15 protein-coding genes are annotated in these 22,061 nt (G+C 60.4%); 12 read left to right on the top strand and 3 right to left on the bottom strand.

Going from position 1 to position 22,061, the window contains the following annotated elements; all coding sequences use genetic code 11:
• Positions 1-201: 201 nt before the first annotated feature.
• From EPN93_19765 to EPN93_19780, 4 genes are all read left to right on the top strand, one after another.
• Positions 202-681, top strand: coding sequence for a hypothetical protein (locus tag EPN93_19765; protein TAL30357.1), 480 nt, complete (start codon positions 202-204; stop codon positions 679-681).
• 461 nt (positions 682-1,142) lie between these two features.
• Positions 1,143-3,443 carry a DUF4959 domain-containing protein gene (locus tag EPN93_19770; GenBank protein TAL30358.1) on the top strand — a complete coding sequence of 767 codons (2,301 nt, stop codon included), beginning with the start codon at positions 1,143-1,145 and terminating at the stop codon, positions 3,441-3,443.
• A gap of 103 nt (positions 3,444-3,546) precedes the next feature.
• Entirely contained in the window at positions 3,547-4,938 is a 1,392-nt protein-coding gene (locus tag EPN93_19775) for an HD domain-containing protein (protein ID TAL30359.1), read from the top strand.
• A 67-nt stretch (positions 4,939-5,005) separates the two neighbouring features.
• Positions 5,006-6,013: a hypothetical protein gene (locus tag EPN93_19780; GenBank protein TAL30360.1), complete on the top strand. Its 1,008-nt coding sequence runs from the start codon at positions 5,006-5,008 to the stop codon at positions 6,011-6,013.
• Between the two features lie 16 nt (positions 6,014-6,029).
• Here EPN93_19780 and EPN93_19785 read toward each other — a convergent pair whose 3' ends face one another.
• Positions 6,030-6,977 carry an FAD-dependent oxidoreductase gene (locus EPN93_19785; protein ID TAL30361.1) on the bottom strand — a complete coding sequence of 316 codons (948 nt, stop codon included), beginning with the start codon at positions 6,975-6,977 and terminating at the stop codon, positions 6,030-6,032.
• A gap of 162 nt (positions 6,978-7,139) precedes the next feature.
• On the opposite strand from EPN93_19785, the gene EPN93_19790 reads away from it, so the two are divergent.
• Positions 7,140-10,448 carry a PAS domain S-box protein gene (locus EPN93_19790; GenBank protein ID TAL30362.1) on the top strand — a complete coding sequence of 1,103 codons (3,309 nt, stop codon included), beginning with the start codon at positions 7,140-7,142 and terminating at the stop codon, positions 10,446-10,448.
• 51 nt (positions 10,449-10,499) lie between these two features.
• Positions 10,500-14,960: a DEAD/DEAH box helicase gene (locus tag EPN93_19795; GenBank protein ID TAL30363.1), complete on the top strand. Its 4,461-nt coding sequence runs from the start codon at positions 10,500-10,502 to the stop codon at positions 14,958-14,960.
• Positions 14,961-15,014: 54 nt separating this feature from the next.
• Here the strand turns inward: EPN93_19795 and EPN93_19800 are convergent, their stop codons facing one another.
• A complete protein-coding gene (locus EPN93_19800) occupies positions 15,015-15,452 on the bottom strand; it encodes a hypothetical protein (GenBank protein ID TAL30364.1) in 438 nt (145 codons plus the stop codon).
• 231 nt (positions 15,453-15,683) lie between these two features.
• Here EPN93_19800 and EPN93_19805 point away from each other — a divergent pair, with 231 nt between their 5' ends.
• The 6 genes from EPN93_19805 to EPN93_19830 all read left to right on the top strand — a co-directional run bounded on the left by EPN93_19805 (position 15,684) and on the right by EPN93_19830 (position 21,072).
• Positions 15,684-16,943, top strand: a complete 1,260-nt coding sequence (locus EPN93_19805) for a serine--tRNA ligase (protein ID TAL30421.1) — start codon at positions 15,684-15,686, stop codon at positions 16,941-16,943.
• Position 16,944: 1 nt separating this feature from the next.
• Complete coding sequence (locus tag EPN93_19810; protein ID TAL30365.1) at positions 16,945-17,919, top strand: hypothetical protein; 975 nt, start codon at positions 16,945-16,947, stop codon at positions 17,917-17,919.
• A gap of 357 nt (positions 17,920-18,276) precedes the next feature.
• Entirely contained in the window at positions 18,277-18,633 is a 357-nt protein-coding gene (locus EPN93_19815) for a hypothetical protein (GenBank protein TAL30366.1), read from the top strand.
• A 1-nt stretch (position 18,634) separates the two neighbouring features.
• The gene (locus EPN93_19820; GenBank protein TAL30367.1) at positions 18,635-20,413 is read left to right on the top strand and encodes a hypothetical protein; all 1,779 of its coding nucleotides are present in this window, start codon (positions 18,635-18,637) and stop codon (positions 20,411-20,413) included.
• On the top strand, positions 20,397-20,642 hold the full coding sequence (locus tag EPN93_19825) for a MoaD/ThiS family protein (protein ID TAL30368.1): 246 nt from the start codon (positions 20,397-20,399) through the stop codon (positions 20,640-20,642). The genes EPN93_19820 and EPN93_19825 overlap by 17 nt, the downstream gene beginning before the upstream one ends.
• A gap of 13 nt (positions 20,643-20,655) precedes the next feature.
• Positions 20,656-21,072 carry a molybdenum cofactor biosynthesis protein MoaE gene (locus EPN93_19830; protein TAL30369.1) on the top strand — a complete coding sequence of 139 codons (417 nt, stop codon included), beginning with the start codon at positions 20,656-20,658 and terminating at the stop codon, positions 21,070-21,072.
• Between the two features lie 60 nt (positions 21,073-21,132).
• Here the strand turns inward: EPN93_19830 and fdhE are convergent, their stop codons facing one another.
• Positions 21,133-22,014, bottom strand: coding sequence for a formate dehydrogenase accessory protein FdhE (gene fdhE, locus EPN93_19835; protein ID TAL30370.1), 882 nt, complete (start codon positions 22,012-22,014; stop codon positions 21,133-21,135).
• Positions 22,015-22,061: the final 47 nt, after the last annotated feature.

Consider the following 22,061-nt stretch of genomic DNA (forward strand, 5'->3'; position numbering starts at 1 on the left):
CAATCGAAAAACGACCGGAATCGCACCGGTGGTTCACATAGGGAGGGGAATATCGGTGTCGACGCTACCATTGAACGGCCAATTAAATCGGGTGTGAATTATTTTTCGGGCGCCAGGATCCCCGCCGGGAAAACAGTTCATATTTTTCATTCCCCGTTCGTATTCACTCCGGACGCTCAGTTTTGTCCCGGAGGATACGGAATGCTTCGCACTTCTATAAACATGAGCCACATCGTCTTCGTGAATATCGCCCTTGCCGCGGCAAAGCTCAAAACAAGCCGCCAGGCTGTCGTCATTATGCTCCTGAAGCGCGTTTTGCGCGATATAGATCGGTTTCAGGGAGGGTTTACTCTGGTGAGGTATCAGCCCCGTGATCCCTGGAAACGATGGCATTGTTTTCCGATTCGCTTCAGGAAGAATGAGAATGAGTTCGCTTCGGATTTCCGTAAGTTGAGCCGGTTCTCGGTCTCGTATCTGGTTGCCATCGCGACGAAGCGCTACTTGCACGAGCTGCTGCGCGATTCGGCCGGAAGGCATAATTATGTTCGGTTCCCCCATTATGCCATCGGCCAAAGGAGCACAGGGGGAATTCTGTGCTGGGAATTCTACTGGGGGGACACCGAAAACCCCCCTACAAGAGCCTCACCCACAAAAATACTCCGCCGCACCGCCTCGCATTAGGCATCTATCATCCGCGCGCACACCAAACCAGGGGCGAGGTATGCCCATTTACGCCTATCTCCCCGTAAAATGTCACACTCATTAAATAATTTTGAAAAAATTGCTTTTCCACTTGCAAAAAAAGCCCGGTTGGATTATTTTGGTACAGGATGTTATGGAAAGGAAATTATCACCTTAAAAAATAGCGTACGGAGGACTCAACGAGAGCAAAAAGTGTCATGGTCCCTCCCTTTGTCTCCGTCTTACCCCGCCCGATTACGGCGCATTTTCACTTTGCCGCAGTCAAATGGTATAAACATAGCGAACATAAAGTAACAAATACAAACCATCGCTGTTCGGGGAATGGAGCAAACGCGCTATTGAAGCCTGTCGCAACCTGGATAATCCTCTTCTAAAGGGGCTTTCCAGAACGATCTCCGCTCGAAATGCGGACGGTTGCGTGATAGCCGTGGAGGTGCTTCATGAAAGCGAAATACCTGGCCCTTTACCTGTGTTCGCTCGCAGCGATATCGTCCTTATCCACATCGTGCGGGTATGTACATGAGACCAATCCGATTATTCTTGCCGATACGACCCCTGGGGGTCCGGGCACCCTCTCCCCGGTTCACGTTGATTCGATCACACCGGATGACACACAGATAATAATCAATTGGACCGATCCGGCCGATGCCGGCTTCGATCATGTAAAGATAAGCTGGGTGCCCGATGGAACGTCGGTGCAGACCGTACCTAAGGGCACGGAAACCTTCATCGCGTCGGCTCTGACCAACGGAACCGATTATACCTTTACCCTGACCGGCGTATACGATTCCGGGAACGAAGCGGCCCCCGTCGCGGTAACGGCAAGACCCCGGGACCTTGTACCCCCGCTTGCGCTTGACTTCCGCGGCACGGTGTCGAGCCCGGACCAGATCACCATCAATTGGACCGACCCGCCAACCGGCGATTTCGATCACGTGATAATCAGCTGGGAGCCCGGGGGAGAGACAGGGGTGACGGTCGCCGGGGGCCAGGAGACGTACACGGCGGACGGCATGAGTATCTATGATACCGATTATACGTTCACCCTAACGGCCGTCGACGATGACGGAAACGAGACCGCCATCTCGATCCTCGTTCCCCATATCGATATAGTGTCTCCGTCCGAGATCATGATCGATTCCGTGGCCACGAGCGACGGAAGCATAATCCTTAACTGGACCGATCCCGCCGATGCCGACCTTGATCATATCAAGATCACCTGGTCGCCCGACGGCGCGACCGAACGGATAGTCGCGGCCGGTGTCCGGACCTTCAGCGCAACCGGATTGAATAACATCATTAATTATACGTTTACGCTCATCGCCGTCGATGAGGCCGGAAATGAATCCGCGCCCGTCACCGTAACGCAAAGAATCGATGAGACCCCCCCCGGGCCGGTGGAGATCACCGGTATCATTGAAGACAACCAGCAGATTACCCTGAATTGGGATGATCCGTCCGATCCGGACCTCGATCATATCGAGATAAGCTGGACGCCCGACGGGGCGGCGGTAAATTCCATCGATCCGGGAGTGCGGACTTTCACCGCGACCGGTCTCGTCAATCCGTACGTGCAGACGAATGGTAATATATATATAATTACTGAGTATGCTTTTTCAATAATCTGTGTTGATACCGCCGGCAACCGCTCCTCAGCTCTCGTTGTCAAAGCGATACCAAGTGTCGTTGGCTCCATCGAAAATTTTCTGATTTATACGGCGGACGACCTTAATGCGGTTCGGGGAGGAAGCGCCGATCCGAAATATAACGGATGGGATAAAACAAAATCATATAGTATGATGGCCGATATCGATCTTTCGGGATATTCTCCATGGATTCCGATCGGCGCATCGGACACTGATTTTTTCAGCGGTAACTTCAATGGTAACGGGCATACAATTTCAGGATTGAGGATAAACACCGCCGCAAATTATCAGGGTCTTTTCGGATTTATCAAGGGAACCAGTGTCATTAGAAATCTTACCATCTCGAATTGCGCTATAACAGGCGGCGCGTATATTGGCGCTCTTGCCGGGCAGTTTAATCAGGATGGCACAGGAAAGGCAATGCTCAGTAATTGCCATGTTTCCGGAACGATAATTTCGACCTCCAGCGTAGCTGTATTTACGGGAGGCCTGGTAGGATGGCTTGGTCCTAATACGACTCCTACTACCCATAGTAATGTCGTTAAGTGCAGTGTAAAAGCCTCCGTAAGCAATACTTCAGCAACCTTGGCATATTATTTAGGTGGAATCACAGGCCGCGCAGAGATTCAATGGTCGGTTTTTTATTGTTATGTTGAAGGTGATATTTCCGCCACACGAGGATATTATGTCGGCGGCATTGCAGGCTCCTCGAATAGCCCGTTTGAGAATTGTTATTCAAAAGCAAATATTAAAAGCATCGCAAATGGCGGTGGAATTACAGGAGGTACTACCAATTATACCCGCTATTGTTATGCAACGGGTGATATTACCAGAACCAGCGGCACCTCTGCCAATATTGGAGGACTTCTTGGCTCTGTGAACAATTCCGATAGAATTATTGCAAGCTATTACAGCGGCACACTCCTCGATGCCGCCACTGGACTGGGATTGACAGATAACGCCCTCGGCACGCGAAAAACGCCGGCGGAGATGAAAGAGTGGACGACGTATTCGGGATGGGACCCGGCAATCTGGGCGGTCGATCCCGACGTCAATAACGGGTTTCCGTATCTCATCAATAACCCGCCCAGGTAGATGAAGGGTTCGGATGCGTGATTGAGGTAGTGAGCGCCTTTTTTGGAATTCAAGGGGGAGAATTACGGTCTGCAAATTCGCGTACAGATAGAATCGGGATTCAATGCGGGGAGGTTGTTTCATGAAAGGGGGATTGTTGCGGTGGGCTATGGGGGGCGTTTTCGTCATTGCGACGGCATGCGCCCTTTTCGCCGCGAGTGGCCATGAAAAGGTGGATGACGCGATATTTCAGGAAGGGCTGCGAAAATATATCCAGTCCGATTACCGCGCGGCCATCGAGGATTTCGAAAAGTCGTACGCTCACGATAAGAACAATAAAAAGCTGAAAAAGGTTTTTTACAACGCGCTGCTGCGCCAGGGGGATATCGAATACGAGCGCGACGACCTGCCGGAGGCGCGAAGGCTCTATGCCCGGGCGCTGACCGTTGGGGGGGAGGATGAGGCCCTGCTCCGGAAGCTCAGGACGATCGACGAAATCAACGCGCACGTGCGCGGTGAGGCGCAAAGAAGCGAAGCGAGGCTGGACGGATTTTTGCGGACGGCGTTGATCACGGGGGGCGCGGTCGCGTTCCTCTTTATGGGAATCGTTGCATTCGTCTCCTATCGCGGAAAGAGGAGGCGTTTATTCAAGGAGCTTCTCGCCGACATGCCCCTGATCGATGAGGACCGGAACATGGACAAGGATTTTTATCCGGAAATTGTGCGCGCCAACAGGCTGCGGGAGCTCCTGGGCGCTATCGCCAGGGGCTCCCTGACCGCGGAGATTCTCGAAGGCTATATCGGCTACCTGAATGAAGAGATTAAAACGAACATCGAGGCCGCGATCAGGAAAGGAACCGGAAAAGGGAAATTCGACGTTGAAAAACGTACCGGTGAATTCGACCTTCCACTGCTAACGCATGCGGACGGGCTGCCCGCGGAAGTGAGAGGCGCGTCCGGGATGATAATGGAGCACAAGGGCGGGGGCGATCCCGACGGCATCTTCCTTATATTGGCGAAAATCATCGATGTGAAGACAGGAAGAAAAGGCCATTCATTTCGGGTGGCGGACAACGCGTATCGCATGGCCTCGATTATCGGCGAGAGCGATCCCGTATTTGTGAAAAGAGCGGCTCTCGTACACGATATAGGGTTCTTTCTCGTAAAGGGCCGGATCGACATGGAGGGGAGCTGCGGCCTCATCGATGATCACGCGGAGGCGTCTGGAATCATCAAGACGCATCCGGCGCACGGCGCAAAAATTCTGCGCGACGCGGGTTTGCCGGAGGATATTTCGGAGTGTGCGCTCTATCATCATGAGCGTTACGACGGAAGCGGTTACCCGGGCAAATTACGCGGCGAAAGGATTCCGCCCATCGCGATGATAGTCGGCGCCGCGGAGTACCTTGAGGAATGCCGGCAGGCCGGCATGAATCAATCCGACATCCTGATCCCGATCATGGAAGGCTTGTTCGGCAAAAGGGTCGGCGCGGCGCTTTTTTCATTGGTAAGGTGATCGCGGTAATGCCGGCGCAGCACACGCGGGAAAAAATTTTCACGTGACAGCAGGGAGCGGATGAGAATTGAAAAGCTGGACGGCGCGCGTCATAGGGGTTTTGATATGCTTTAGCGCGATAGGCGGGATATCGCCGGCCGGGGCGGATGAGACCGTGGAATTGTCACACCGTTTGACCCTTCAGGCGCAGGAGGAATTGAGCCGGCATCGTTTCGCAGACGCTTACCGCCTGGTACAGCGGGCCGTAATGCTCGATCCGGCCAACAGTGAGGCAAAAGACCTCTACATGAGCCTGTACGAGCTGATCGACGATCCGGAGAACAGGGTGATTCAAACGCCCGAACCGCGAAGAGCGGAACATTCGGCGATCGTTGCTCAACCGAAAATCGAATCCCCGGGGGTTAGAACCGTCACCGTTCCGGCGGTTGACGTACGGGCCCCCGCATCCGGCGACCGGTATGTGAAGCTGGGATTTTTATACGCACAAGGCGAAAGCGATTATCTCGATTACGTCGACAGCACGGTGAGGCTTCTCGGGGGACGGGCGGAGGCGGGGTATTATTTTCAAAACGCCGGCCCGAGTTTCGGATTGTCGGCCGATTACACCGGATACCTCTTTAAAACTCGTGGGGATCCCAGAATCGATATCCTGGTGCACAGATTAAACGTGACCGTGGCCCGAAGGGAGGATTTTTTCGGCGGATACGGCCGCCCGCTCGTGGTAGGGGTGCGCGCCGGGTATCATCTGTTTTTACTCCAAAATAGAAACACGGAAGGGGCGTATTATTTCAGGGAGTTGAATGGTCCGCTGGTCGGATTCTTCTTTTCCGAACCCTTGTTTCATCGATTCTGGAAGAACGATCTCCTGAAGCCGATGGGGGTGGAGGGCGGAATTAATTTCGTTCCGGTGATGAAAAGGAGCGATTTCGCGCGGGCGTTCGAGTACAACGCCTTGCTCACCTGCGACATGACTACGGTCCGCGTTTCGTTTGGCTGGAGATCGTATCAAATCGATAATGGCGAAACGCGTGAGCGCTTTTCCGGCGTGGAAACGGGCTTCTCCGTGCATTATTAGCGCACGATCGCGCCCCCTAATGGCTCCACTGCGAGGCCATGCGCGCGCCGCGGTTGAGGTATTGTTCCGCGGCGAGCGCGGCGAGGCAGCCCTCCGCGGAGGCGAGCACGACCTGCCGCACCCTCTTGCAGGTGACGTCCCCGATCGCGTAGACGCCCGGTACGGATGTCGCCATGGTCTCGCGGTCCACGCGAATGCATCCCTCCGGGGTGGTCTCGATCGCGCCATAGAGAAAATCGGTGATGGGCTTGTTGCCGTGCAGGAAGAGGAAGACCCCGTCCACGGCGATGTCCTCGCGTTTTCCCTCCGGGAGCACGACGGAAATTTCGCGGACCGATTCGTTCCCGCGGATATCCTCGATGCGCGCGCCCGCGAGGACCCGCACGTCCCCCGCGCGCCCGAGCTCTTCGCGTAATTCCGCCGGGAGTTCCCTCTCGCGCGTGATGAAGTGTATGGGCCGGGCGAATTTCGCGAGCGCGTCGATCTCGTCCATGACCTCGCTGGAGGCGCCCGCTACCGCGACGGGCCGGTCCTTGTAGAACGCGGCGTCGCAGGCCGCGCAGTAGCTCACGCCCTTGCCGGTGAACTCGGCCTCGCCCTTGAGGGACGCGGCGCGCCCCATGGACCCGGTCGCGATGACGAGCGCGCGCGCGGTGAGCGTCGCCCCGGAGGTAAAGACCGATATGGGCTGCGCCGATACATCCACACCGTATACCTGGTCTTTTTCTATCCGGGCGCCAAAGGACTCCGCCTGGGCGCGCATGATCCCGAGCAGCTCGTCCCCGCGGACGGGACCGCGGATGCCCGGATAGTTCTCGATCCTGTCCGCGGAGCCGAGCGCCCCCGCGGCCGGGTTCCGGTCGAGCACCAGGGTTTTCAGGCGCGCCCGCGCCGCGTACAGCGCCGCCGAGAGCCCCGCCGGGCCCCCGCCGATGATGATGAGATCGTACGAGGTATCTTCCATGTCAGCCGTCCTTTCGTGATCGTATGTTCAATATATAGCTTTTCCGCCCGGCCCGCAAGCATTATCCGCGCCGCGCCCCTGCTTGACATTTCCGGGTTCTGCGATACACTTTATATAAGACTGCCGGGGGTGATATCTGCGCCCTGGCGCCTCCAATTGAACATGGATCCCGCAAAGATTCTCATTGTCGAGGATGAGCTCATCATCTCCTCCGAAATCCGAATGATGCTCGAGCATTTCGGGTACCGCGTGGCGCCGCCCGTCACGACCGGTGAGGCCGCCATAACCGCAGCCCGCGCCGAGCGCCCCGACCTCATACTCATGGACATCCAGCTCGCGGGCCGCATGGACGGCATCGAAGCCGTCGAGCGTATACGTGCCGAACAGGATGTGCCGGTGATCTACCTCACCGCGAACGCCGACGACGCGACCGTCGGGAGGGCGCGCGACACCAGGCCGCACTCCTATGTCTGCAAGCCCGTGAGCGAGCGCGAGCTCTACTCCAACATCGACTCGGCGCTCTTCCGCCACTCCATGGAATCGCGCCTCAGGGAGAGCGAGCGCAGGTACCGCCTGCTCGCGGAAAATTCGAGCGACGTCATCTGGACCATGACGCTGGACGGGCGCTTCACCTACGTGAGCCCCTCAGTCACCGCGCTCACGGGCTGGACCCCGGAGGAGGTGCTCGACATTCCCCTGGATCGCTACATCCCGCCCGAACAGGCGAAGGAAATGGGTGAGGAGATACTGAAAGAGCTCGCGCTCCCGCCGGAGGCGCGGGCGCTCCACCGCACGGTGCGGGTGAAGCAGTTTACGAAGAACGGCGCGCTCATAGACGTCGAGGTGATCACTTCCTGGCTCACGGACGCGCGGGGGAACATAATAGGCCTCCAGGGGGCCACGCGCGATATCGGCGCGCGCCTGCGCGCGGAAAAAGAGCTGGAGGAGCGCGCGCGGCAGGTCCGGCACATCGTCGAGCATAGCATCGATCTCTTCTACCTGCACGACACGGACAACCGCTTTCAGTACGTGAGCCCGCAAAGTCTTCCCATCCTCGGCTGGACACCGGCGGAGATGATGCGGCAATGGACGGAGATACTTACCGATAACCCGGTGAACGCGGAGGGGGTCACGCTCACCGCGGAGGCGATCCGTACCGGGAACCGGCAGCGGCCCTACGAGCTCGAGGTTTACCATAAAAACGGCGGCAGGCTGTGGCTCGAAATAAACGAGTCCCCGGTGAGGGACGAAAAGGGGGCAGTGACCGGGATCGTGGGCGCCGCGCGGGACATCACCGCGCAGAAGGCCGCGATCGAAAAGGAACGGCGCATCACCGTCGAGCGCGACGCGCTGCTCGGGCGGCTGATGCTCATTATGGAGCGGATGCCGCTGGCCTGCGTGCTTCACGACGTCAATTTCAACGTGAGCTTCTGGAACAATACCGCGGAGCGCATTTTCGGGTTTTCCCGCGAGGAGGTGATGGGGAAGAGCCCCATCGATCTCTTCGTGCCGCCGCGGGTGCACGACCGGGTCAGGGAAATACAGCGGCGGATGCGCCAGGGGGACATGTCCGCCCACAACACGAACGAAAACGTGACGAAGGACGGACGCACCATCTGCTGCGAGTGGCACAATACGCCGCTTATGGATGAGGGGGGCGTCTTCCTGGGCTACCTGTCCATGGCGCAGGATATTTCCGAGCGCCGGCGCGCGGAGGAGGCGCTGGCGTGGAGCCTGGAGCGCTACCGCCGGGTGGTCGAGACAAGCCAGGAGGGCATCTGGATGATAGACGCCGGCCAGCTGACCACCTTCGTGAACCCGCGCATGGCCGGGATGCTGGGTTATTCCATCGAAGAAATGATAGGGAAGAAGGTGACCGCGTTCATGCACCCCGACGATCTGGGCGATCATGCCGCGAAGATGGATCGCCGGGAAAAGGGTATGCACGATGTATACGAGCGCCGGTTCCTCCACAGGAACGGGGGCGTGGTGCACCTGAGCGTTTCGGGCCGCGCGCTGAAGAGCAAGAATGGCGAGTTCATGGGCTCCTTCGGCATGTTCACGGATATTACGGGGCAAAAGCACGCGGAGTCCCAGAGGGAGGCCGCGCTCACGGTGCTCAGGGAGAGCGAGGAACGGTACAGGACCTACCTGGAAAACGCGCCCCTGGGGGTGTTCGTGATAGATACCACGGGACGGTTCATCGAGGCGAATCCCGCGTCGTGCGCGACCACCGGCTACACAAGGGACGAAATGCTCTCCATGTCGTTCACGGAGCTGCTTGCCCCCGAGTCGCGCGAGGCGGGCGTCATGAGCTTCGTAGAGCTTGGGTCGAAGGGAACGGGGTCCGGTTCTTTCACCGTCGCGCGCAGGGACGGCACCCACATCTACGTGGCGGTCGAGGCGGTGCGTTTGAACGGGGATTCCTATATCGGTTTCAGCGTGGACATCACCGCGCGCAGGAAGGCCCAGGAGGACCTGGCCAAGCTCTCCCGCGCTGTCGAGCAGAGCCCCACGGCTATCATCATAACCGACGCATCGGGAAGCATCGAATACGTCAACCCGCAATTCACGAAGATTACCGGGTACCTCCCCGACGAGGTCGTCGGGAAAACCCCCCGCATCCTGAAATCGGGATTTACCTCCCCGAACGAGTACAGGACCCTGTGGATGACCATCCTTTCCGGGGCGACCTGGCAGGGGATATTCCGGAACAGGAAAAAGAATGGGGAGCTTTACTGGGAATCCGCCCTCATCTCGCCGGTGCGGGGTCCGTCCGGGGACATCACCCACATGGTCGCGGTCAAGGAGGACATCACCGGGCGCAAGGACGCGGAGGAGAGGCTCGTCGCCTCCCTGCGCGAAAAGGAGATCATGCTGAAAGAGATCCATCACCGGGTGAAGAACAATTTCCAGGTCATCATCAGCATGCTGAACCTCCAGGAGCGCACGATCAACAGCCCGGAGGTCAGGGAGCACTTCAACGACAGCCGCAACCGCATACGGTCGATGGCGCTCATACACGAAAAGCTTTATCAGTCCCGGGACCTTTCGCGCATCGATTTCAGCTCGTACATCAACTCCCTCACGGGGGAGCTTTTCAGGAGCGCGGCGCGCGGCGACGTCCCGCCGCCCAGCGTCGATTGCGAACAGGTGAACCTCACGATCGAGCAGGCCATACCCTGCGGGCTCATTGTCAACGAGCTCCTTTCAAACGCCTTCAAGTACGCCTTTCCCCGCGGTCTCACCCGCAGGGGGTTCGTCAGGGTGAGTTTCCACAACCTGCCGGACGACACCCTGGAGCTCGTCGTGTCCGACAATGGGATCGGTCTTCCTGTGGATGTGGATTTATCGAAGACGAAATCGCTCGGCCTGTCGCTCGCGCCGCTGCTCGTGCAGCAGATAGACGGGACCATCGAGCTTTCGCGCGAGGGCGGCACGACCTACACGATACGGTTCAGAAAAAAGTGACCATGCGCGGCTTCGCCGATACGAATCCATGATTTTCAGGATTGCCATACCATGACGAAATCCGCCGGACAGAAAAATTCACTCTCCCGCTTCCACCCGCTCGTTGCAGAATGGTTCGCGGAAACCCTTGGCAAACCCACCGCGGCGCAGACGCTCGCCTGGCGCGAAATTGCGGCGGGCGGCCATGTGCTCGTCACCGCGCCCACGGGGACGGGAAAGACCCTGGCCGCGTTCCTGTGGGCGATCGACCGCCTGGTTACGGGCGCCTGGCCCGTCGGGGAGACCAGGGTGCTCTACATCTCCCCCCTCAAGGCGCTCAACAACGACATAAGGCGAAACCTCGAGGCCCCGCTGGCGCAGATACGCTCACGTTTCGAACGGGGCGGCCTTCCCGTTCCGGATATCCGCGCCCTGACGCGCAGCGGCGACACCCCGGCCGACGCGCGCCGCGCCATGTTGCGGAAGCCCCCCGAGATACTCATCACCACGCCCGAGAGCCTGAACATACTCCTTACCTCGCCCAACAGCAGGAGGATCCTCGCGGGGGTGCGCACGGTGATCATGGACGAGGTGCACGCTGTCGCGGGGTCCAAGCGCGGGACGCACATGGTGACCGCGGTTGAGCGCCTGGCCGCGCTCGCCGGGGAGTTCCAGCGCATCGCCCTCTCCGCGACCGTGAGACCGGTCGAAACGGTCGCCGCCTTCGTGGGGGGATTCGGGGAGGGGGGAGCGCCGCGCCGCGTGGCCGTCGCGGGCGCGGGGGACGACAAGAAGTATCGCATAACGGTGCACGACGCCCGGGGCGGCGACGCCCCCGGGGACGAGGGGCTCTGGCCCCGTTTCGCGGAGGAGCTGTGCGGGATCGCGCGCGCCCACCGCTCGACGCTCGTATTCACCAACAGCCGCCGCCACGCCGAGAAGGCCGCGCGCCTCATGAACGAGGCCGCGGGGGAGGACCTCGCCTACGCGCACCACGGCTCCCTCTCCCGGGAGATACGCCTCGCGGTGGAGGAGCGCCTCAAGGCGGGGGAGCTGCGCGCGATCGTCGCGACGAGCTCGCTCGAGCTCGGGATCGATATCGGCGCGCTCGACAGGGTCGTGCTCGCGGGCACGCCCTACTCGGTGGCCTCGGCACTGCAGCGGGTGGGGCGCGCGGGGCACCGGGTGGGGGAGGAGAGCGCGGGCGATATCTACGCGCTGCATGGCATGGACCTGGTCGCCGCGGCGGTCACCGCGCGCGCGATCGCCGCGCGCGACATCGAGCCGGTCCGCCCCGTGGAATGCCCGCTGGACGTGCTCGCCCAGGTGCTGCTCTCCATGACCTCGGTCGAGCCCTGGGACGTGGACGCCCTGTTCGCCTTCATCACGCGCGCGTACCCGTACCGGAAGCTCCCGCGCCGCCAGTTCGACCTCGTGCTTGAGATGCTCGCGGGGCGTTATGCGGGAACGCGCCTCCCGGACCTCGCACCCCGCGTCCACATCGACCGCGTCGACAATACGGTGCGTGCGCGGGAGGGGTCCCAGCGCCTCATCTATTCGTCGGGCGGCACCATTCCGGACCGGGGCTATTTCGACCTGCGCACACAGGACACGCGCGCGAAGATCGGCGAACTGGACGAAGAGTTCGTGTGGGAGCGCAAGCCCGGAGACACCTTCGCCCTGGGCACGCAGGTCTGGCGCATCATGAAGATCTCGCACAGCGACGTGGAGGTGGCGCCCGCCGCCGTCCAGCCCGGCATCATGCCCTTCTGGAAGGCCGAGGAGGCGAACCGTGACTTTCACGCGTCCGAGCGCATCGGGACATTCCTCGAGCGTGCCGACTCCGCGCTCGAAGACCCGATGTTCGCCCGCGAGCTTGAATCGGAATACGCGATGGACCCTGGCGCGGCCGAAACCCTCGTCTCGTTCCTGAAACGCCAGCGGGAGGCCACGGGGACACCGCTGCCGCACCGGAGGCACATCGTGGCCGAGCACCTGGACGATACGATGGGATCGCTCCAGCGGAGACAGGTCGTCCTTCACCTGCCCTGGGGCGGAAGGCTCACGCGCCCCTTCGCCCTCGCGCTCGCGGCCGCGTGGGAGGAGCGCTTCGGCTACGCGCTCGAGACCTTTCCCGGAAACGAGTGCATCCTGGTAATACTGCCGCATAAGACCACGGCTGCCGATATGCTTTCCCTCGTCACCCCCGAGAACCTTGAACGGCTGCTGCGCGCGAAGCTCGAGCACACGGGCTTCTTCGGGGCGCAGTTCAGGGAAAACGCGGGACGCGCCCTCGTGCTGCCGCGTGCGGGCTTCGGGAAAAGGGTGCCCTTGTGGCTCACAAGGCTGCGCGCGAAGCGGGTGCTGGACGCGACCATGCGCTTCGAGGATTTTCCCGTTCTCATCGAAACCTGGCGCTCCTGTATGGGGGACGAGTTCGACCTGGAGCATCTCAAAGAGCTGCTCGCAGAGGTGCAGAATGGCACGATCCGCGTGAGTGAGGCGTTCACGAAAAGCGCCTCCCCCTTCGCCTCGGGGGTGATATGGCGCGAGACGAACCATTACATGTACCAGGACGACGCCCCCGCGGGCGGAAAAACCTCGAGCCTCAGGGGAGATCTCATCCGTGAGATACTGTACTCGTCCTCCCTGCGCCCCAGGATTCCCAATGAGATCATCGCGCTGCTTTCAAGAAGGCTCGCGCGCACGGAGGAGGGGTACGCGCCGCGTTCCGCCGACGAGGCGCTGGACTGGGTGAAGGAGCGCACCCTCATTCCCGAAGACGAGTGGGAGGCGCTCGACGCGGCCGTTGCGCGCGATTCCGGGATTGCGCTCCCCGCGATGCTCGAAGGACAGGAACACAAGCTCGCGTGGATTACGCCGCCCGGCGCGCCGATGCGGTCCGTAATCTCGGTGGAGTCGGCGGCGCGCGTCGCCGGTGCATTGCGCATAACGGACTTTGCCGCGTGCCTCACGGCCTTTGGCGGCATGGAAACCGATTCGCGCATGCGGGAGGCGCTCTCCCTCGTGGAGTCGCGCGCGTCCCGGGGCGAAGCGGCCCCCGAGCCCACCGGGCCCGATGAGCTCATCGCGCAATGGCTCGCGTATTGCGGGCCGGTCGGGCCGGGGCGCCTGGGCGCGATATTCGGGCTTCCGTCCGGCGAGCTCGATGCGCTGCTCGCGTCCCTCGCGGAACGGGGCGAGGTCGTGATCGATTCGTTCAGCGAGGAGTCCGGGGAAACGGAGGTATGCGTATCGGACAATCTCGAAATATTGCTGCGCATGGCACGACGCGCGCGCGAGCCCCGCATCGAGGCGCGGCCGATCGACCAGCTTCCCCTTTTTCTCGCTTCCTGGCAGGGCCTCGCCTCGCCCGGCGGGCGCATCGAGGATTTACAGGATGATATCGAGACGCTCTTCGGGTTTCCCGCGCCCGCCGCGGCGTGGGAGGAGCACATCCTTCCCGCGCGGCTCTCCGTGTACCACCAGGCCTGGCTCGACAGCCTGTGCGCCTCGAGCGGGCTCGTCTGGTTCGGGTGCGGGAACAGGCGCGCCTCGTTCGCGTTCACGGAGGACCTCGACCTGTTTATGGAAGATGTCCCGCGAAGCGAAGGAGTCGAGGCACGGGCTCCGATACTGCCCCCGGGCGGGGGGCGCCACGGGTTTTTCGACGTTGTGCGAAATATGGGACTTCCCACCGCGCGGGCCGCGGCGGAGCTCTGGGACGCGGCGTGGCGCGGGGAGGTCACCAACGACGCCTTCGCGACCCTGCGCCGCGGCATCCTCACCGAGTTCACCCCCGAGGACGCCGCGACCGCACACGGGCGGCGGCCGGGGAGAAGGGCGGGCCTGGGGCGCTGGTCGTCCACGAGGCCCGTGACCGGAAGCTGGTACGCGCTTCCCGCGCGCCGCGACCGCGATGCCCTGGAGGAGCACGAGCTCGCGCGGGACCGCGCGCGGACGCTCCTGGCGCGCTACGGGGTGATATTCCGCGAGCTCCTCGCGCACGAGCTTCCCTGCATGCAATGGGGGCGCGTCTTCCGGGCGCTGCGCCTCATGGAGCTTTCGGGCGAGATCGTGTCGGGAAGGTTTTTCGAGGGCGTTCCCGGCCTGCAGTTCGCCTCGCCGGAGGCCGTGCGGGAGATCGCATCCGGGCTTCCCGACGACGCGGTTTACTGGATGAGCGCCGCTGATCCCGCATCCCCCTGCGGACTGCGCCTGGACGCGCTGAAGGGGAATCTGCCCCCGCGCCTGGCCTCCACGTTTCTCGTGTTTCACGGCGCGCGCCTGGTCCTCACCGCGCGCAAGAACGGCAGCGACTGCGAGATTGACGCGCCGCCGGATTCCCCGGCCATCCCCCGGTACCTGGGCCTGTTCCGCGCGCTCCTCTCGCGCGATTTCAACCCGGTGCGCACAGTCCTGGTGACGACCATCAATTCCCTCCCTTCGCAGGAGAGCGGTTACGCACGGGCTTTCATCGATTACGGTTTCGTGCGGCGCTCGGGAGGCCTGGAGCTTTCACGGGCGTATTGACCGAGATCGCACGTCACGGACGGGGTGTGAATTTTGTATTTGAGAAAATGAGTACTATGTGCGGCGGTGTATTTTCCCCTTCGGCGTGTCGCCGGGGTCTCCCCAGTACAATTCCCAGCAAATGATGCCATTTTCGATCCTCCGGCCGATGGCATAGTGAGAAAAATTTACATAGTTATGTCTGCTTTTCTTTCCCTGCAACATCTCTTCCATATATCTATCCGTGGCGATCGCCACCAGATAGGAGACAGAAAACCTACTGAGCTTACGAAAATCCGCAACAAGCTCACTCTCCGCCTCCCTGAAGCAAATCGGAAAGCAGTGCCAGAGCTTCCGGGGATCGCGCGGCTGGTACTTCACTAGGGTAAAGCCACCCTGGAAGTGATCGATATCGCCCCGTATGCGGCTAAGAAGCATAATCACGACCTCGCGTTGGGATATTCCGAGCCGGACAGCAGCGATGCCAATCTTAAAGAAGATGTCGTTTCTCATGTTGATGCTCGTTCGCAGCATTCAATATTCCTCCAGGAAAAACGTGGAGCGTATGAAATAGATACGAAGGAGGGGATGAAAATATGAGCATTTTCATGGATTATCAATGCGAAACATCCGAAATTAATTCACACCCTCCCGGACGGCGAAAATAATTTCCGTTCATTTCTTGACAAAACGGTCCGCGCGGATAGCGTGGGCGTGCCCAAAAACGCACCGGGGGTAAGGACCATGATAGACGCCAGGCTCATCCGAGAGAACATCGATTACATCCGCGCGATTCTAAAAAAGCGCAACATGGAAGGGGTCGTCGACCTCGCATCGTTCACACAGGTGGACGAGGAGCGCCGGTCGGTCATCCAGAAGATCGACGAGCTTCGCGAGAAGCGCAACCGCGTCTCGAAAGAGATAGGCAGGCTCAAGGGCAAGGGGGAGGACGCCTCGGCGCTCATGAAGGAGATAGGCGGCGCGGGCGACGAGATCAAGGGACTGGAATCCAGGGTCGAGGAGATCGAGGCGCGGTTTACCGATATGCTCCTCTCGCTTCCCAACGTGCTGCACGAATCGGTGCCGGAGGGGAAGGGCGAGGACGACAACGTCGTGGTGCGCACCTGGGGGGAAAAGCCGAGGTTCGATTTTGTCCCGAAGCCGCATTACGACCTGGGCACTACCCTGGGCATTCTCGACTTCGAGCGCGGCGTGAAGCTCGCGGGGGCGCGCTTCTATGTGTACCGGGGACTGGCCGCGCGCATGGAGCGTGCGATCATCAGCTTCATGCTCGACCTCCATACGAAAGAGCACGGCTACACGGAGATATTCGGCCCGTTCATCGTCAATGACGAGAGCATGATAGGGACGGGCCAGTTCCCCAAGTTCAAGGACGAGTACTACCGCATCGAGCGGGACGGGCTCTCCCTCATTCCCACCGCCGAGGTGCCGCTCACGAACCTCTACCGCGACGAAATCCTGGACAAGGAGGAGTTGCCCAAATATGTAACCATGCAGTCATCCTGTTTCCGGAGGGAGGCGGGCTCGGCCGGCAAGGATACCCGCGGACTCATCCGCGTGCACCAGTTCCAGAAGGTCGAGCTCGTGAAGTTCGTGGAGCCCGAAACCTCGTACGACGAGCTTGAGAGCCTCGTCGCCGCGGCCGAGGAGGTCCTCAGGCGGCTCAAGCTCCACTACCGCGTCTCCCTCCTTTGCAGCGCCGATACCTCCGCGTCATCGGCGAAGACGTACGACCTGGAGGTGTGGATGCCGGGACTGGACCGCTACGTCGAAATATCCTCCTGTTCCAATTTCATCGACTACCAGGCGCGCCGCGCGCGCATCCGCTACCGGAAGGCCAAGGGCGAGAAGGCCGCCTTCCTGCATACCCTGAACGGCTCCGGTCTCGCTGCCGGGAGAACGCTTGCCGCCGTAATGGAAAACTACCAGACCGCCGACGGGAACATCGACATCCCCGAGGCGCTCAAGCCGTACTTCCGGTGACATGGTAGAGATAGCACCCCGGCGCTGCGATCATGTCCTGCTCCGCCAGGTCCTGGCCGCTGCGCTCCTCGCGGAGCGCGAGGTCCTGGTCCGGGGGGGCGCCGCCTTCATCGACTCCACGCCCGAGGTCCAGCCCCTGGTTTCCGACTGGGAGAAATTCATAGACTCCTTCCGGCTGGGGGCGTTCGACATAAACGGGGACGATCTCGTGTTCACACCCGGGCAGGTGCGCCACGGGATATATTCATTCGAAACCAATCCCTACAGCTCGGCGGTCGAGCTTGCGCTCCTCATGGCGCCGGCCCTCTCCGCGCGCCCGTACCGCAGCGCGCTCGATCTGCGCGGGGTCACGCATGCCGCGCATTCCTACGCCACCGACTTCGTCAGGGAAACGCTTTTTGCGCTCTTCGAGCCCATGGGCTTTTATACGAGCCTGTCGCTCAGGCGCTTCGGCTTTTACGGTACGGGGAAGGGAGAGATGGAGGTGAAGGTCTTCCCGTCCCGATCAAGGCAGGCCGGGTCGATCATTCCCGCCTGCGTACCACGGGTTACGGGAGCCCGGGTGTATATTTCGCGTTACCCGTCGACGCTTGCATACGAACAGAAGGACATACTCTCCGGGGATCTGGGACTGGACCCCGCGACCGTGGGCATTATGGAGATCATGAACGCCGCGGGGTCGGGGAACGCACTGCACGCGCACCTGGATTGGGGCGGCATCGACGTGCTCCTGCCGCACGTGATCGACGCGTATTCATTTGACGGATCAAGGGTTGCGGATGAGGCGGCGCTGTGCGACGCCGTGCGGGTGTTCGCGAATTTCGTGCGCGGCGTGGTAGCGGATGGGGTTCTTCCCGCGGTAGTGGTGAGGGAACTGGTGCCTTACGCGGTCATGACCGGCTCCCGCCTCCCGGATTCGGGGGACCCGGACGCCGTGGAGGAGAGCCTGGCGGTCATGCGCGCCCTGTTGGGCTGAGCACGAGTCACACCAGGGTGATTATGCGTTCTTCCCGGGCGCACGTGATGCAGTAGCGCCGCCCGTCCTTCCCGTTCGGGGACGGAACGAAATAGTGGTTGAGCTTGTTGAGCGAAGTCCCGCATTTAGAGCATTTCATGATGATACCTCGTACCTGTACCGGATGTGTCTATTACAGTGTCGGCAGGACCATGAAGGCCCGAAAGAAAAAAATGGCTCACTTTCACGGACCATGCGTCCGGCGCAGGGCCCGCGGGGACCCCGAAGGGGAGGCAGTTGCCGCGAAAAATTGTTGTTTACAACTCGGGGGCGGGTAACTATTCTCTCCGATTATTTCGGTTTGAGGTATAACACGTAATGGCTGAAAAGAAAAAGATTGATGCAAAGGCTTCACGGAGCGCGAAACCCGCGAAACCCGCGAAGAGCGCGAAGCCCGCGAAAAGCGCGAAGCCTGTGAGCAAGAAAAAGAACAAGCGGAAAACGAATCTCTACAAGCTCTATTCCGACATGAACAAGCGCGTGCACGACGCCGTCGACAAGGAAGTGGTGAAGCGCTTCAAGACCCTCATAGATACCAGCGCCGAGGAAATCACGAAATCGTCGCTCGACGCGGTGCTCCATTATCCCCTTGAAATAGACATAGCGGACTACGAAGAGGGAATCCAGCCCTATATAAAGCACTACATCTTCATGGTGAAGCGCGGCGCGAAGTGAGGTGACGCTCATTTCCCGGCTGCGTTCATTCAAACCCGAAGTCTATCTGAGAAACCCGCTGGTCCTCCCGGCGGGGCTTGTCGTTTTCATGCTCGTTCCCCTCGTGGGATGGGATCGGCTCCCGGAATTCGACGGCCCCAGGCTGCTCGCGGCCGGGGTGATGTTCGCGGCGGGCGCGTGGTGGTGCGCCCGGGGGCTGTACCGCGGCTCAAGGATTTATCTGCGCCCCGCGCTTCTGGACGTTCTCGTTCTCCTGTTCTATTCGCTCTACCTGGTTTCCTGGATCGTGTCGTCCAACCGCGCGGTCTCATCGACCGCGGTCCTCCTGGAGGCAGCGTTCCCCGCGCTCTATGTCTTCTGCCGCGTAGTGATGCGTGACGGGGAAGGGGATGCACGCGAGCCAATCGTCGCGCTCTCGGGGGCGGTGACCGCGGCGGCGCTCGTGCTCGCCGGCTGGGGGCTGCTCCAGTATTTTTTCGAGTTCGACGTTCCCCGGGGAGTAAGGGAGCTCTTCAAGACGTACCATTATCCTGTCGTCGCGTCCATGGACAATCCGAACTACCTCTCGGAATTCCTGGTGCTCGCGCTTCCTTTCTCCGTTTCCTTCTTCACCGCGCTCCGGCGCTACCGGCTCATGCTCGTCTCCCTCGTGATCATGGGGCTCGCGGTGTACTTTACCTATTCCCGGCTCGCCTGGTTCGTGCTTGCGTGCGCCATGCTGCTCATGATTCCATTTTCCCCGAAACGGGCCCGCGCATGGCTCCTTGGATCCCTGGGCGCTATCGTGCTCATCACGGGCGCATTCTTTGCGTTTCATTTCATGAGCGGTTCGACGCAATCGGACCGTGTGCTCAACAGTTTTACGCTCTCCCGCACGACACCCCTGTTCGAGCGCAGGGTCCTCTACGCGACCGGCTTTTCCATGCTTGGGGACGCGGGCGTCGCGGGGAAGGGGCCGGGCATGTTCGGGTACCGGTACCTGGAATACCAGGGCCGCTACATCAACAGCGTCCCCCTGGACCGCTTCCAGCTTTCTCATCTGGTCGACATCGACCACGCCCATTCGGACCTCATCGAGATAGCCTTCGACTCGGGAATGCCGGCCGCGGCGGCGTTTCTCTCGATGCTGGGGGCCGCGATTTACGCGGGTGTCGCGCGTGCGCGCAGGCGTGACCACGCCTCCTTCATCGCGCTGGTGCCGCTTATTTACCTGCCGTTTTGCCTCTGGTCGTTTCCCTTTTACATTCCCTTCAGCAAGATCCTTTTTATCGCCGCGCTCGCGCTCGTCGCGTCATCCGCGCGGCCGGTTTTAGGCGTGTGCGTCCCGTCCCGGGTTCCGGCCGCCGCGCTCGCGGCGGTGCTCGCGGCCTGGGGGTGGTGGGGATATCGTTATGCGGCATCTGATTACTGGAGCGCGCGCGCGGCCGCGGCGTCCGAGGCCGGCGGGATGGCGGCCGGGGACCTGTACTCCCGCGCGCTCGGGTACTACCCGTGGAACGGGCGCGCGTACCTCGGGAGGGGGGTGCTCCTGGCCGCGCGCGGGGATCCCCGGGGTGTCCGGGACCTTGCCGACTCGATGGAATATATCAGCGACCCCGGTTCGTACCTCGCGCTCGCGCGCTCGCTCAGGGAACAGGGCCGGACGGCAGAGGCGCGGAAATGGTATAAGAAACTCATTTACCTGCGGCCTGATATTCGCAAGGCCGTGCAGGAATACCGCGAGCTCGGGCCGGGCCCCGGCGACGCGGGAGGGGGAAAGCCGGATGAAAATAACGATTAAAACATTTGCCTCCCTGCGGGACGCAGCCGGGTTCGATGAAAAGGAAATCATCGTCCCGGAGGGAATCACGATCGACGAGGTTGTGCGCAGGCTGTCGGTAAGTTTTGAGGGCCTCGCGGCCCGGAAGGGCTCGCTCCTGTACGCCGTGAACGAGGAGTACGCCCGCCCCGACACCGTGCTCGCGGAAGGCGACATTCTCGCCATGTTCCCGCCCGTGAGCGGCGGGTGAGAGGGGGTGCACCGTGAAAAAGATACTCATCCAGGAAAATCCCCTCGATACCGCGGCGCTCATCCGGACCGTGGGGACGAAGGAAGACGGCGCGGTGCTTTCGTTCATTGGCACGGCGCGCCGGGGGTCCATGGGGAAATCGGTGTTATACCTGCATTACGAAGCCTACGAGACCATGGCCATGAAAGAGCTCGGTAGGATCGCGGACGAAGCCTGTTCCCGGTGGCCGCTCTCCGACTGCGTCATCGTGCATCGCACCGGGGAGGTGGGCCTGGGAGAGCCGAGCGTCTTCATAGGCGTATCGACCCCCCATCGCGCCGAGGGATTTCAGGCGCTCCAGTTCATAATCGACACGATCAAGAAGACGGTGCCCATCTGGAAAAAGGAATTCTTCGAAGACGGGTCGATGTGGGTTTCCGAGAGGCCGTAGGGGAAACAGGGCAGCGCGTGGCGATGGTCGCCACGGTGCCCGCCGTCGATGCGGGACCCCTTATGGAACGAGAGTCGCGAGGCCGGGCTTGTAGCCCATCTCCTCGAATTTGATATTCATATAGGGCGTGGATACTATCTCCAATGGAAGGTATACGGTCCTTGACACAGAGCGAAGGTCGATAGTTTTAATGTAGGTCTTGCATTTATTGCACACGTCAACCCTGTATTCTTCCTCATCTTCAATAGTATAGTAACGCAGGGTCTCATGGTCGGTATTCTCGCAATACGGGCAATATACCCTCCTGGAAGTCCAGGTGTGTCCGCAAAAACCGCATTGCAACGAACGCTTTCCATCCTTCTCGAAAATCGACATCTCGGGCATTGAGCCGCAGACGGGACAATAACCCTTTTCCCACGGTACTTCGCCGTCGCGATACACCGAAATCTTCATCGAGAAAAGTGAAAGGGAGGGCTTCGCGCTATTATACAATAAAAAGCCGAGCATTTTTTTATCTACCTGGAATTCATCCTCAAGACGGTCAAACAGGGACTCGTTACCCGCGAGCAGTGCCGCTAAAAGTTCGCTCATTCCCTCTTGCCCGGTCTCGATCATCGCCAGAATTTTTTTCACGTACTCCGACAGTTCGCCCCCGGCCTGCAACAGGATGCCGCTTATCTCGTGAAAGAGCGCCCCGAACGCCCGTCCATCCACCCTGAATTGCGACACCTCGACAAGCGGAAAGTTTCCCCTTTTCTTCACCGATAGGATTTCTTCAGGTATGCGGAATTCATCCAGGCGGAGGGAGGGTTTCGATTCTTCCTGGGCGATGAAAATCCGCCCGTACAGGTCGAGCAGTGGACGGTAATCGGCTTTTTTCTTCGTTATCTCTTCGACCGCGTTCCTGATCTCGTCGGACGGAAAACTGGGACTGCTATTCATGGCGATGCCTTTCCTGGGGTTGGATACAGTGCGATCGACGCGCTGCG

The organism is Spirochaetota bacterium (assembly GCA_004297825.1).
Classification (GTDB): domain Bacteria; phylum Spirochaetota; class UBA4802; order UBA4802; family UBA5368; genus FW300-bin19.